We start from the raw sequence: 13,727 nt of genomic DNA on the forward strand, positions 1-13,727 counted from the left end.
CCGGCGACGGCACCGTGCGCGACAAGGACACGGGCTACTTCACGATCATGGGCCGGATCGACGACGTGCTGAACGTGTCGGGCCACCGGCTCGGCACGATGGAGATCGAGTCGGCGCTGGTCGCGCACGAGCTCGTGGCCGAGGCAGCCGTGGTCGGCCGGCCGGACGAGACGACCGGCGAAGCGGTGGTCGCGTTCGTCGTGCTCAAGCGCACGCGTCCGGAGGGTGACGAGGCCGCGAAGCTCGCGAAGGAACTGCGCGACTGGGTCGGCAAGCAGATCGGGCCGATCGCGAAGCCGAAGGACATCCGCTTCGGCGACAACCTGCCGAAGACGCGTTCGGGCAAGATCATGCGCCGGCTGCTGCGCTCGCTCGCGAAGGGCGAGGCGATCACGCAGGATACGTCCACGCTCGAGAACCCAGCGATCCTCGATCAGTTGAACCGTTCGATGTAACGCCGCTCGCTCCGGCGGGCGATCCCCGCCGTGCGCGGCGCCGGCCGGCGGCGGCGGTCATCCCGGCCGCCGGCCGGCCCGCACCGGGCGCGCCGCTTGCACCGTTTTTATCGTTTTCACCGTGCGTCTACCCACCGCACGGCATTGACGCGGCATCCGATGCCGCCGCTCTCGCAGCATTGATTAGCTTTACTGATTACAAAACTCAACAACACGGAGACAGACGATGAAGAGCAGGACCCGGAACATTTCACGGACGAATTCATGGACGATTTGTGCGGCGGCGTTGCTCGGCGCGACGGCGAGCACGAGCGCTTTCGCGCAGAGCAGCGTGACGCTGTACGGCAACCTGGACGTCGCGTTGCTGTATACGAACAAGACGCTCGACACGGCCACCGGCGCGAACGCGGGCCGTCAGTTCGCGATGACCGACACCGGCCTGACGCCGACGACGTTCGGGCTGACCGGCGTCGAGGATCTGGGCGGCGGCCTGAAGGCGAAGTTCAAGCTCGAAAGCGGCTTCAGTGTCGCGAACGGTGCGTTCAATCACTCGAACGGTAACTTCTTCGGCCGCCAGGCGTGGGTGTCGCTGGACAGCGCTTACGGCGAACTGAAGGCCGGCCTGCAGTTCTCGCCGTTCCTGCTCGCGATCGATGATTCCGATCCGCGCAGCTTTGCGCACTTCGGCAGCGGACTGATCAACTACGTCGACAACGTGCTCGTCACGGGCCTGTTCAACGCGAATGCGGTGTCGTATACGAGCCCGACGATCGCCGGCCTGACCGGCAGCGCGATGTTCGCGTTCGGCGGCCAGGCCGGCAACTTCCAGGCCGGCCGGCAGTATTCGGCGAGCCTGAAGTACGAGATCGGCGGCCTGATGGTCAATGCCGCGTTCTACGACGGCAACAGCGGCGGCACCGCGGCGACGCCGATTCCAAGCACGGTCGCGTTCGTCGGCCGCACGCTCGGCGCCGCATACAACTTCGGCCCAGTCACCGCCAAAGCCTCGTTCACGAGCTACAAGGTCGGCGGCTCGTTCAGCAACAACGTATACGGCGGCGGCCTCGATTACCAGGCGACGCCCGCCGTCGACCTGAACGGCGGCGTGTGGGTGACGAGCGATCGCAACGATACCCACAATCATTCGGTGCTCGCCGCGCTCGGCACGACCTACAGCCTGTCGAAAGCGACCGCGCTGTACGCGCAGGTCGCGATGGTCAACAACCACGGCGCGATGAACACCGGGCTCGGGATCAACAACGCGCTGTTCGGCGTGGAGGGCACGACGGTCGGCGCGAACCTCGGGATCCGCCACACGTTCTGACCGCCGCGCGGCCGCCCGGCATCGATCCGGCCGGCCGCGCGCCATTTGATTCGGGCGCCGCCGTACCGCCGGCGCTCGCGCATCGTACCCCCGCCCCACCGCACAGAACGCCAGCCCGCAGCCACGGAAGGAGACGACATGCCGCAACGGCAAGCTTCGCTGCACCGCGGACTCGAGGAGCGCCACATCAACCTGATGGCGCTGGGCACGGCGATCGGCGTCGGCCTGTTCCTCGGCTCGGCCAGCGCGATCAAAACGGCCGGCCCTGCGATCCTGCTCAGCTACGCGCTCGCGGGCGTCGCGATCTTCATCATCATGCGCGCGCTCGGCGAAATGGCGGTCACGAACCCCGTCGCGGGATCGTTCAGCCGCTATGCGCAGGACTACCTCGGCCCGCTGCCCGGCTACCTGACCGGCTGGACCTACTGGCTTACCGCGCTCGTCGGCAGCATGTGCGAGATCACCGCGGCCGGCGAGGCGCGCAACCCGGAGAAGACGCTCGCGCGCGCGGTGAACTCGGTGTTCTGGCGCGTGCTGATCTTCTACGTCGGCGCGCTGTTCGTGATCATGTCGATCTACCCGTGGAACCAGATCGGCACGCAGGGCAGCCCGTTCGTGCTGACCTTCGACCGCCTCGGCATCCATTCGGCCGCCGGCATCGTCAACTTCGTCGTGCTGACCGCCGCGCTGTCGTCGTGCAACAGCAACCTGTACGGCACGTCGCGGCTGCTGTACAACCTCGCACTGCAGAAGCAGGCGCCGGCGCTGTTCGCGCGCATCTCGCGCAACGGCATTCCGGCGGTCGCGCTGGTGTTCTCGTGCGCATGCTCGCTGGTCGGCGTGTTCCTGAACTACGTGAGCCCGAAGCAGGTGTTCGTGTGGCTGACCGCGGTGTCGACGTTCGGCGCACTGTGGACGTGGGGCATCATCCTCGTGTCGCATTACCGGTTCCGCAAGACGCTGCAGATGCTGGACTTGTCGAAGCTGCCGTGCCGCGTGCCGTTGTTCCCGTACTGCAACGCGCTCGCGATGGCGTTTCTGCTGATCGTGATCGCGCTGATGGCCGCGTTTGCCGACACGCGCATCGCGGTGATCGTCGGGCCGATCTGGATCGCGATGGTCACCGCGATCTTCTACGCGACGAAGGGGCAGCGTGCCGGCGCGGCGTCTGCGGGCTTTGTTGCGCGCCGGGCGACAGTCCGTTCCGCACGCTCCCGCTAGCGGACTCTGTCACGACGATGTAAGGTTGCGATCGGATCGCGCGACTGGCTGGCCGACCCGCCGGACCGATGGCCCGTTGGCCAGCCAGTTGCGCGAATGCGCGATCGGCCCGCCGCGTCGCGCACGCATACGGACACTCGCATTCGATCAGGAGCACATCATGGAATTTCTGCTCGACCACGCCATCGACGACGCAGCACAGCAGGACATCGCACACCAGATCCGGACCGTCGACCCGGACGCCACGGTTCAGGTCGACCAGGCGAACCGGATGGTCCACGTCGAATCGTGGCTGTTCGCCGAGGAGTTCTTCGTTGCGTTCGACGATGCCGGCTACGCGGTCGTCCGGATCGAGGACCGCTGATCCGCGACCGATCCGCGACACCCGGCCGCCCCGATTCCGTTCGCTTTCCCCTTCACCAGGATTCCCCATGGCAAATTCGACCGTCGTCGCGCATCTCGGCGCGATCCGCTACCGCGTCACGCTGACGTCCGGCGCCCACGAATGGCAAAGCGACGTGCCGGCCACTCTCGGCGGCGCCGACAGCGGCCCCGATCCGCACGACCTGCTGCTGTCCGCGCTCGGCTCCTGCACCGCGATCACCGTCGCGATGTACGCGCAGCGCAAGGAGCTGCCGCTCGACGGCATCGACGTGCGTCTCGCGATCACCGACGAGCGCCCCGGTTCGCCGACGAAGATCGCTCGCGACATCACGCTGAGCGGCAACCTGACGGCCGAGCAGCGCGAGCGGTTGCTGGAAATCGCGAACGTGTGCCCGATTCACCGGCTGCTCACCGGCGACGTCGAAATCGACAGCCGCCTGAGCGCGTGACATCGGCGGTCGCGGCGTCGAACCGCCGTAGAAATGACCGGAGGCGCCGCACGCAAGCGGCGCGGCGCCTCATCTATTGCTCGAGCCCAACCGCCAGCGGCCGCTGGTCGCTGCGGCCGTGGTCGTCGACCACCCGCACGGTAAAGCTTCCGGCCGTTCCCGGCTGCCAGAACAGCGCGTCGCCCGGCGCGCTGCGGCCGACGTATGCATCGTTGACGAACCAGTAGAGCGCGTGCGCGCTCGCATCGGCAGTCGCGTTGAACGCGATGCGCGTGCCGCCCGCATCCTTCACGCGCATCGCATACGTGCTGCCGCGCAACGGCGACGTGATCCGCGGCGGATCGCCGTCGATCTGCCCCGCGTTGCCGCAATCCGGATTCTGCGGCGGGCGCCGGCGCGGAACGCCCGCCTGCGCGAACACCTGCTGCAGATCCGACGGCCAGAACTCGAACACCTCGGTATGCGTGCGCTTGCCGTCATACGGCGGGCACGCGGGGCGGCCGGTCGCGTCGTCGATCACGACGGGGCGGTGCACGGTGCTCACGCGGATCGGCGACGTGCCCGGGATGAACCACGTCCAGCCCTGCTGCGGACACCACTCGTTCGGCAGGTCGCCGCTCGCGAGACAGATCCGCACGCGCTTCACGCGCGGCGGCGCCGGTCGCGGCGGTTCGGCGAGCGCACGCTCGGCGTTCAGCGCATCGACGATCTGGAAGAACAGCGGCGCGGCCGCGTCGACGCCGACGAACGCCGTGTTGGTCGAGTTGTCGAAATTGCCGACCCAGACGACCAGCACGTACGGCCCGAACACGCCGGCCGTCCACGCATCGCGGAACGACCACGACGTGCCGGTCTTCCAGTACACGGGCAGCCGCCCGGGCTGCGCGCCGCTCGTCTCGTCGGGGCGCAGGTGCTGGCGCAGCATGTCCATCGTCATGAAGCTCGCTTCCGCGCTCAGCAGGCGCCGGCCCGGCGCGACCGGCTCGTCGTCGCGCAGCCGCAGCGGCCGCAGCACGCCGCCGTTCGCGAGCATCGCGTACAGGCGTGCCAGATCCTGCATCGTGACCTCGCCGCCGCCGAGCACGAGCGCGAGCCCGTAGTGCTGCGCGCTCGCGAGCCGGCGCACGCCGGCTTCCTGCAGGAACCGGTACAGATCGGGCTGCCTGAGCTGCGACGCGACCCACACGGCCGGCACGTTGCGGCTGCGGTTCAGCGCATCGGTCGCGGTGATCGGCCCGAGGAAGTGGCCGTCGAAGTTCTCCGGCGCGTATGGGCCGAACGACGTCGGCACGTCGCGCAGCACCGTCTGCGGATGCAGCACGCCCTGGTCGAAGCCGAGCGCGTAGATGAACGGCTTGAGCGTCGAGCCCGGCGAGCGCCGCGCGAGCGTGCCGTTCACCTGCCCCTGGATCATGCGATCGAAGAAGTTCGCGGAACCGACGAGCGCCTTCACGCCCATGTCGCGCGTATCGACGAGGATTGCCGCCGCGTTGCGGATGCCCTGCGTGTCGTTGCGCGCGACGTAGCGGCCGATCTGCCGTTCGAGCGCACGCTGCAGATCGAGATCGAGCGTCGTGACGATGCGCGCACCGTCGCGTTCCTTATCGTCGCCGTCGTCGCCGTCGCCCCCATCGTCCGCCCGGGTGTGCCACGCGTCGCGCTCGGCCAGCGCCTGGTCGACCGCATGCGGTGCATCGAACGGCAGCGCCGCGAACGGGCGCATCGCGAGCGGCAGTGCAAACAGCGGCCGCAACGCCGCATCGCGCGAATGACGCATGAGCCAGCGCGCGTATAGCCGGTTGCGCGACGCGGCGAGTGTGCGGTTGATCTCGTCCTGCCCCACGCCGCCACGCACGCGCCGCGCCGGATCCTGCGGGATCACCGCGAGCGCGAGCGCCTCGGGCAGCGTCAGCGCCGCTGCCTGCCGGTCGAAATACACGAGGCTCGCGGTGCCCGCGCCTTCGACGTTGCGGCCGTATGGCGCGTCGTTCAGGTAGGCCTCGAGGATCTGCCGCTTCGAGTAGAACAGTTCGAGCTGCAGCGCGCGGCCGACCTGTTGAAGTTTGCCGAGCGGCGTGCGCGTGTTGAGCCGCCACAGCGAGCGCGCGAGCTGCATCGTCAGCGTCGAGCCGCCCTGCGGATTGCCGCCGCGCACATAGGTGACCCACACGCCGCGCGCGAGGCCGTACGGGTTGAAGCCCGGATGCCACCAGAACCAGCGGTCCTCGTGCAGCAGCACCGCTTCGACGAGCTGCGGCGACATCCGTTCGAGCGGCACCCACAGCCGGTAGCGGTCGTCCTTCGCGAGCGTGAGCCGCAACAGCCGCCCGTGCGCATCGAACACGGCGGTCGACGACGGCTTCCAGTCGCGCAGCGACGGATGCGGCCACAGCCGGAATCCGGCCAGCACCGCCACGACGAGCAGCCCGCCCGCGATCCAGTTCTGCCAGCGATGCAGCCAGCGGCCGGCGGCGCGCCGCGCCCGCCCGAATACGGAATCCTCAGCCACGCACCGGTACTCCTTGCGCCGGGCGCGGCGTGTGCAATGCGCCGATGCCTGCGCCTGTCATCGCGCGCACCCGGCGCAGAACACACAGTGCGCCCATGCCTGCACCCGTCAACGCACACGTCCGACCGTCAGCGTCGCGCCGCCCGGCGACTGTGCCTGCACGCGCCGGTCATACATCGACTCGCCGTACGCGGGCGGCACGACGAAGCGGCCCGCGTTGCTCGCCTTGATCCGGTACACGAACTCGCGCACATCGGTCGTCGCGGTGCCGTAGATCACCACCCGATCCTCGCGCACGTCCGCATACTCCGGCTGCCAGGTCGAGCCCGCGACGCCCACCGGCGATTGCCACGGCGCATTCGCCGCGCTGGCCGCATCCGCGCCGCCGGCATCGCCGCTGCCGTCCTGCACGTCGGTCGCGGGCGGCGGCGCGATCACCGGATCGAAGCCGCCCGGCAGCAGGTCGACGATCGCGACGTTGCCGACCCTCGCCGAGCCCGTCGCGCGGATCTTCAGGTGCACGTCGATCTCCTGGCCGAGCGTCACCTTGTCGAGCGGCTTGCCGTTCGTATCGCTGTACTCGCGCACGATCTCGAGGCCGTTGCGGATCGCCTTCGTCGACGTGCCGCGGTCGTAGCCCGACTGGCTCGCGATCCACCACGCGGGCAGCGCGCTGCCGTTCACGAAGTCGACCCGCGATGCGCCGGCGCCCCAGGTGCCCGAGCGCACGAGGTTCGCCTGCACCGACGACACGTCCTTCGGCGCGCCGCCCGCGCGCACCTCCGCTCGCACCTCGTTAATCGCGAGCTTGTCGAGGCCGCCCGCGGCCGAGCCCGCGTACGCGTCGAGCGCGAGGATCGTCATCGCCGACGACAGCGTGTTGTAGCGGTTGCGTTCGAGCGGCGCCGCGACGTTCTCCATCACGCGCGGCGACAGCTTGCGCACGCGCTCGGGGAAGTGCTTCGCGAGCAGGTACAGCACGCTCGCGTCGCGCGTCAGCGGATCGATGTAGTAGCCGTAGTCGTACGCCTCGTTGCGCGCCGCCTTGCGCTCGAGCAGCCCCTGCGGCCCCGCGATCAGCGCCGCCGCCTCCTTGTCCTGCTTCAGCAGCTGGTACGACGCGGCGAGCCACGCGGCCGCGAGATCGTTCTTCCAGTCGTTCGGATACGCGTCCTGCAGGCGCTTCTGCACCGCCGCGAGGCTGTTGGTCGTCACGTTGCCCTCGCGCGTCAGCAGGTACACCGCGTACGCGCGCTGCCGCAGCAGGTCGAGCGAGCCGAGCCGGTCGTTCGCCGCGAGCTGCTGCAGGTACGTGTTGCCCGCGTCGACCATGTCCTTCGGCACGGCCACGCCGCGCTCGCGCGCGTCGACCAGCACGTGCATCGCATACGCGGACACGAACGGATCGGCATCCGGCGTCGCGCTCCACAGCCCGAAGCCGCCCTGTGCGTTCTGCCGCGTGCGCAGCGCGCCGAAGAACTGCGCGGTCGCGTCCGCCGCGGCTTTCTCGGCCGACGCGGCCGACGCGGCCGAAGCAGCCGAAGCAGCCGAAGTGGCCGAAGTGGCCTGCAGCTGCCGCGGGCTCGCCAGCGCGCGCACCGACAGCCACTTCGACGCGAACACGCGCGGCACGATCGCGCTGACCATCTGCTCGCTGCAGTAATGGTCGAAGTTGACGAGATACGACGACAGCCCCTCCGACAGCACGAGCGGCGCGGTCGAGATGCTCGCGTCGCGCGCCGCATACGCGTCGTACATGCTGCGCAGGTTCGGCACGCTCGCCTTCTTGCCCGCGTCGAGCCGCGCGAAGTCGAGCTGCGTGCGGAACGCGGCGGCCGGCCGCACCGACACGTCGACGCGCTGCTGCGCGGCCTTCGCGCCATAGCGCGCGCCGAACGACAGCGTGCCGGAGCCGAGCGCGTCGGTCGCCTTCACGCGGAACAGCGCGACACCTTCGTGCATGGGCGCGAGCGTCACGTTCTGCGTCGCCGGGCCGACCACCTGCAGCTGCGGGCCCGTCTTCAGCGTGACCGCGACCGGCACCGGCGCGTTGCCGGCGCCCGTCAGGTTGTTCGCGACGCCGACGCTCACTTCCGCCTCGTCGCCCGGCGCGAGCGTGGTCGGCACGTTCGGCGACAGCACAAAATCGCCGCGCACGGTCGTCGCGCCTTCGTAGGTGCCGATCAGGTCCGGCGACACCGACACGGCCATCACGCGCAGCCGGCCGTTAAAGTAGTCGGGCACCGTGTAGCTGACGCGCGCGTCGCCGTTCACGTCGACGATCCCCGACCAGTAGACGACCGGCTTGTCGCGCTTGCGCTTGAACGGATTGAGCTGGCGGCCGAGCGCATCGTCGGCGTCGCCGCCGGGTGCTGCCATCGACATCAGCTTCTCGAAGTCCGGCAGGATCAGGTCGAGGATCTGCGACGTCCCGACTTCGAGCATCCGCTTGCGGAAGAAGAACTTCAGCGGATCGCCGAGCTTGTAGCGCGCGACCTGCAGGATCCCTTCGTCGACCGCGAACACGACAACCTTCGCGGGCCTCGCCGAATGCACGGTGAAGGTCGCGGTGTCGCCCGGCTTCACGAGCGCGGGCGCGTCGACGGTCAACGCGTTGCGGCGCGCGTCGAGGTTCACCGAGAACGGCACGACGCCATAGCTCAGCGGGCTCATGAAGATCTCGTCCGACGACGGATCGCGGATGTACTGCACGTTGATGTAGCCGTTGCCCTCGAAGCCGGCCGGCACCGTGATGTGCTGGATCGAGCTCGTCGTGTCCGCATGGAACCACGCGTGCGCGTACACCTTGTCGCGCTCGATCGTGATCAGGCCGCTGCCCGCATACGGCGCGCGGATCGCGATCTCGACCTGCTCGCCCGGCTTGTAGTCGTGCTTCGCGAGACTCACCTGCAGCTCCGCGTTGCGGTCGAGCGAGCGCGTCACGTTCGCGTCGCCCGCAACCGTGTACTCGATGCGGTTCACCGCGGTGCCGTCCGCGCGGCGGATCACCAGCGCGTAGCTGCCGGGCTTGTCGGTACGCAGCGCGAAGTCGAGGCCCGCGGCCGGAATCGTCAGCGGCTTCTCGTCGACCGGCACTTCCTTCAGCCGCGAGTCGTACTTGTACGCGCCGGAATCCTGCTTCGTCAGCACCGACACGTAGCGCTGCTCGACGAGCTGTGCGCGCAGGTCCTTCACGTCGATCGCCTTCGCGCGCGGATCGATCGCGACGAGCCGCACCGTGCGCGGGCTGCCGCGCTTCACGTAGCCGAGATCGTCGACCGACTTGTAGCCGACCAGCCAGTCGTTGTTCGACACGAGCGCCTGCGCGTTCGCGGCGACGCTGCGCCCGCCTTCCGCTTCATAGGTCTTTGCCTGGAAGTAGAGCTGGTAGGTCGCGTCCGCGTACTTGCCGAGGTCGAGATCGAACTCCGCATGGCCCTTGTCGTCGGTCTGGCCGTCCTGCAGCGTGGTCGTATAGCCTTCCTTCGCACGGCGCGCGTCGAAGAAACGGAAATCCTGCCAGCTGCGGAACGACGGCCACACGGGCCGCAGCGTCAGCGTCGCCGCGACGCGGCGCTTCTCCGCCGGCGTGCCGAACAGGTTCTGCGCATCGACGAGCCCCTTCAGCCCCTCCGGCTTCACCCAGCCTTCGACGACCTGCTGCGACAGCTTCGCGTCGACCTTCATCCGGTCCGGCAGGAACTCCTTCACCTGCACTGTCGTGCTGCCGATCGGCGCGTCGCCCGGCTGGCCGTCCTTGACGATGTACAGGTTGATCGTCCACGCGCCGGTCGGCGCGGTGTCGGCCGTCGTGTAGCCGAGCTCGGTGAAGCCCGTCGCGTCGACGGTCACCGGCCGCCGCTCCACGGGAACCCCGCGCGGATCGACGATTTCCGCCTGCAGCGGCACGCCGGACGGGCTGCGCGCCCAGTTCGCCGCGCGCACGATCAGGCCGATATGGAACGGGTCGCCCGGACGGTACAGCCCGCGGTCCGAGAACAGGTACGCGGACAGCTGCCCCTGGCCGGTCGCGTTGCGCTCGCCGCCGACGTCGAAGCGCGAGAAGTCGAGCTGGCGGTCGTGACCGGACACGGGCAGGAACGACAGGTCGCCGTCCTTCTTCACGACATAGAGCTGCGGCCGCTTCTCGCGCTCGAGGCCCTTGAACGCCGGGAAATGCACGACGCCGTCCGCGCCGGTCGACTGCGTGAACAGCGGCTGGCCGTTCACGGCGAGCACCGACACCGTCGCACCCGCGACCGGGCGGCCCGAGCGGATCGACTGGATAAATACGTCCTGGCTGCCGTCGAGCGCGCGCTTGACGAGCATCCCGAGGTCCGTCACGACGATCAGGCGCGTGTCGCCGACGGAGCTGTCGCTGTCGCCGCTGCCATAGCCACTATCGCCGTCGTCGTTACCGCCCCCATCGGCGCTGTCGGCCGAGTCCTGGCTGCCGTTGCCGTCCGCCGACGCGTCGTCGCCCTTCGCCGCGTCCGCCTTCTTCTTCTCCGCGGCCGGATCGTATTTCGACAGGTGCAGCAGGAACACGCCGCGCTTGCCGCCCTTCAGGTACTGGCCGAGATCGACGCCCTCGTAGTGCGCCTTGCCCGGCTCGCCGGCCGGGAATGCGCGCGTCTGCACGAAGCGCTCGACAATGTGGTCTTCGTTGAACGAATACGACAGCGACGGGCGCGCATAGGTGCCCTGGTTGAAGCTGACGAGGTGCTGCAGCTGGTCGGGCACGACGCGGCCGATCTCGACCTTCATCCCCGGCAGGTTGCGCGACACGACCGAGAGCCGCTTGCTGCCGCTCATCGACAGCAGCGAGCCGTCCGCCATGAAACGCAGGAGCTTCGGATAGTCGGGCACCGTGAATGCGTGCGCGACCGGCTTGCCGAGCAGGTAGCCGCCTGCCGACTTCAGGCCGTCGTCGAAGCGCACGTAGATGCGATCGCCGGGCGTCGCGTGGTATTTGAAGCTCTGCAGCGTCGCGTAATCGTTCTCGGTCGGCACCGCCTCGAGCGGCAGCGGCTTCGCCTGCTTCAGCACCGCGTCGCCCACGTCCGCGACGTTCCATTCGTACGGCGGATCGTCGTCCGGCTGGTCGACGCCCGGCTTGCGCTTCGGCAACACCCACGCCTTCGCGCGCGCGGCGAGGTCCGCGCTGCGCACGCCATCGGACGTTTCCGCGACGAGCACCTGTTCCGGCTCGTAGCGGTCATTGTCGACGAGCGTCGGCGACACGTTGTCGATCGACAGGCTATAGAGGCCCGGCACGCCGACCGACGCGTGCAGCGCGTCCTTCGTGCCGTCGCCGCCGCGCGCGCTCTTCACGCCCTTGTCGACGTCGAGCCGCACCGACAGCGGGTCGTGCGGAATCTCGAGCGGCTGAGACTGGACCCACGCGCTCAGCTTGTTCGCGTCGTAGTTGACCGTATAGCGCAGCGGCGTCGTGCTCTTGCCGTCACGGCCGACCAGCACGAGCCCGATGCGCTTCTCGAACGCGGCCGGATCGACCGGATAGTTGAAGCGGACCTGCAGCATCGCCTGCTTCTGCGCGGGGTTCTCCGGGTCCTGGTAGAACTGGTTGCTGCCCGACTGCGCGGTGAACGCAGGCACGTCGAACGCGAATCGGTCGTCGGCCATCGTGACCTGCGGCGCGAATGCCTCGTGCACCGCGAAGCGCCCTTCGACATGCGCGCCGACCGGCCAGTCGGCCGCCGGCGTGAAGCGCAGCGTCTTGTCGTCGACCCATTGCCACACGCCCTTCAGCGCGGGCGTGATCTCGATTCCGCGCTCGACCGGCTTGCCGACGAGTTCGAGCGGCGCGGCCGAGCGCGAGAACGCGATGTCGAGCGGATGGACCGTGACCTTCGGCTTGCCGCTCTCGTCGGTCTCGTAGGTCGTCATGGCGAGCGGCTTTACGGTGAAGCTGACGGTTTCCGGCTCGGGCGGTTTCGGACGGTGCTTGTACCAGTGCCAGCCGTAGGCCAGCGCGACGCCGAGCAGCACGGCGCCGCCGGCATGCCACGGGCGGCGGCGCACCACCGCGGCGGTGACGCCCATCCACGCGGGCGCGGCCCAGGACACATTGCCGACGACCGGCCGCAGCACGCGGCCGAGCAGACGCCAGACGAAACCGGCCGCGCGAAACGGCAGGCGCAGCAGAAAGCGCAGCAAATCCATGTTGTTGTTTCCTTGTCAAGGACGTGCTGCCGGCTTCGGCGACGTTCCCCGAATCGTTCTCTCTGTGACGGCGCGGCCCAGTTGCGCCGTGGATGCTTCGTATGCTTGGTGTAAGTCTCGCCGCGCGGGTCGCGCAGGCCGGCTTCGGGAGAAGCGCGGGCCTGCCGGTCGGGGCGGGACGCTGGATTATCGCGGAACGTGCGTGAATCGCGCCAGTTGGCGCGGCGCGACTGTTGTTTGTGCGCTCACGGGGAGGCGGGAGGAGTGGCCGACGTGTGCGGCGGGTGCGAGATGGGCGATCGGCCGCCCGTTACCGGGCCGGCCGTGGGTGATCGTGTCGGAGTGTCACACGTCGAACCGGCAGGGAATGACACTGAACACCGGGCACCGAACACCGGGCACCGAACACTGGCAGTCGAACACCAGCCGGCCTGCGGTCGGCGCCGCGGAGTGCATGCCGATCACGCGCGTCGGCTTATCGGCGTATCGGCGAATTGCTCGAAAAACCGAGCCGCGTGATCAGGCTGCCGCAGCTGCCGGCACGTCCTCGCTGCGTACGAGCAGCACCGGGCAGCTCGACCCGCGCACGAAGCGCTCCGCGACGCTGCCGAGCACCATCCGGCGGATGCCGCGCCGCCCGTGCGTGCCGACCACGGCCAGGTCGATCGCGTTCTCGTCGACATAGCGCTGCAGACGTTCCGCGATGTCCTCGCCGATGCTGTCCGTTCCGATGAGTTCCGTCTCGCCGCTCACCGCCGCATTCGCGATGATCTGCTCGACGTCATGCAGCACCGCTGCGCCGTCGCGCCGGATTTCCTCGAGCAACGTGTGCGGATCAACGCGCCCCGCATAAGTGAACAACACCGACTGGTCGACGACGTATACCGCGACGATGCGCGCATCGCTGCCCTTGGCCAGCTTCAGCGCTTCATCGAGCGCCTGCTTCGACGACGTGCTGCCGTCCACGGCCACCATGATCTTCTTGTACATACGACCTCCGCTGGGTAGATTGCCACGCGTTCTGGTTGTGCGCGGCTTCACCACCATCATCGGCGGCTGCACGCGCCGACGCTTGATGCCGGTCAAGCGGGACGAAGCGTGAAGGCGCGACGAACTGCCGCAAGAGCCGGTGCAGTATCAGACGGGCACAAATGCACCGCCGCGCTCGGGTTATCCCCCACATCGGCCGGGGCACGCCG

General features: G+C 68.8%; 8 protein-coding genes. 5 read left to right on the top strand and 3 right to left on the bottom strand.

Features of this window, described 5'->3' with window-relative positions; translation table 11 throughout:
* From DID96_RS27485 to DID96_RS27505, 5 genes are all read left to right on the top strand, one after another.
* On the top strand, positions 1-455 hold a 455-nt coding region (locus tag DID96_RS27485; protein ID WP_409333820.1), incomplete at its 5' end, for an AMP-binding enzyme.
* Positions 456-681: 226 nt separating this feature from the next.
* Positions 682-1,779 carry a porin gene (locus DID96_RS27490; protein WP_124602388.1) on the top strand — a complete coding sequence of 366 codons (1,098 nt, stop codon included), beginning with the start codon at positions 682-684 and terminating at the stop codon, positions 1,777-1,779.
* A gap of 138 nt (positions 1,780-1,917) precedes the next feature.
* On the top strand, positions 1,918-3,000 hold the full coding sequence (locus DID96_RS27495) for an amino acid permease (protein WP_185732379.1): 1,083 nt from the start codon (positions 1,918-1,920) through the stop codon (positions 2,998-3,000).
* 160 nt (positions 3,001-3,160) lie between these two features.
* Positions 3,161-3,364: a hypothetical protein gene (locus DID96_RS27500; RefSeq protein WP_124602389.1), complete on the top strand. Its 204-nt coding sequence runs from the start codon at positions 3,161-3,163 to the stop codon at positions 3,362-3,364.
* A 67-nt stretch (positions 3,365-3,431) separates the two neighbouring features.
* Positions 3,432-3,833 carry an OsmC family protein gene (locus DID96_RS27505; protein ID WP_124602390.1) on the top strand — a complete coding sequence of 134 codons (402 nt, stop codon included), beginning with the start codon at positions 3,432-3,434 and terminating at the stop codon, positions 3,831-3,833.
* A gap of 73 nt (positions 3,834-3,906) precedes the next feature.
* Here DID96_RS27505 and pbpC read toward each other — a convergent pair whose 3' ends face one another.
* The 3 genes from pbpC to DID96_RS27520 form a co-directional block, all read right to left on the bottom strand.
* Positions 3,907-6,342 carry a penicillin-binding protein 1C gene (pbpC, locus tag DID96_RS27510; protein WP_124602391.1) on the bottom strand — a complete coding sequence of 812 codons (2,436 nt, stop codon included), beginning with the start codon at positions 6,340-6,342 and terminating at the stop codon, positions 3,907-3,909.
* A gap of 108 nt (positions 6,343-6,450) precedes the next feature.
* A complete protein-coding gene (locus DID96_RS27515) occupies positions 6,451-12,528 on the bottom strand; it encodes an alpha-2-macroglobulin (protein ID WP_124602392.1) in 6,078 nt (2,025 codons plus the stop codon).
* A gap of 519 nt (positions 12,529-13,047) precedes the next feature.
* On the bottom strand, positions 13,048-13,518 hold the full coding sequence (locus tag DID96_RS27520) for a universal stress protein (RefSeq protein WP_124602393.1): 471 nt from the start codon (positions 13,516-13,518) through the stop codon (positions 13,048-13,050).
* Between the last annotated feature and the right edge of the window lie 209 nt (positions 13,519-13,727).

Origin of the sequence: Burkholderia sp. Bp8963, assembly GCF_003854275.1 — a bacterium.
In the GTDB taxonomy this organism is placed as follows: domain Bacteria; phylum Pseudomonadota; class Gammaproteobacteria; order Burkholderiales; family Burkholderiaceae; genus Burkholderia.

What these genes read in the sequence shown, in the direction of transcription:
- DID96_RS27490 (WP_124602388.1), top strand. Translation starts at nt 682, where the DNA reads ATGAAGAGCAGGACCCGGAACATTTCACGGACGAATTCATGGACGATT.
- DID96_RS27495 (WP_185732379.1), top strand. Translation starts at nt 1,918, where the DNA reads ATGCCGCAACGGCAAGCTTCGCTGCACCGCGGACTCGAGGAGCGCCAC.
- DID96_RS27500 (WP_124602389.1), top strand. Translation starts at nt 3,161, where the DNA reads ATGGAATTTCTGCTCGACCACGCCATCGACGACGCAGCACAGCAGGAC.
- DID96_RS27505 (WP_124602390.1), top strand. Translation starts at nt 3,432, where the DNA reads ATGGCAAATTCGACCGTCGTCGCGCATCTCGGCGCGATCCGCTACCGC.
- DID96_RS27515 (WP_124602392.1), bottom strand. Translation starts at nt 12,528, where the DNA reads ATGGATTTGCTGCGCTTTCTGCTGCGCCTGCCGTTTCGCGCGGCCGGT.
- DID96_RS27520 (WP_124602393.1), bottom strand. Translation starts at nt 13,518, where the DNA reads ATGTACAAGAAGATCATGGTGGCCGTGGACGGCAGCACGTCGTCGAAG.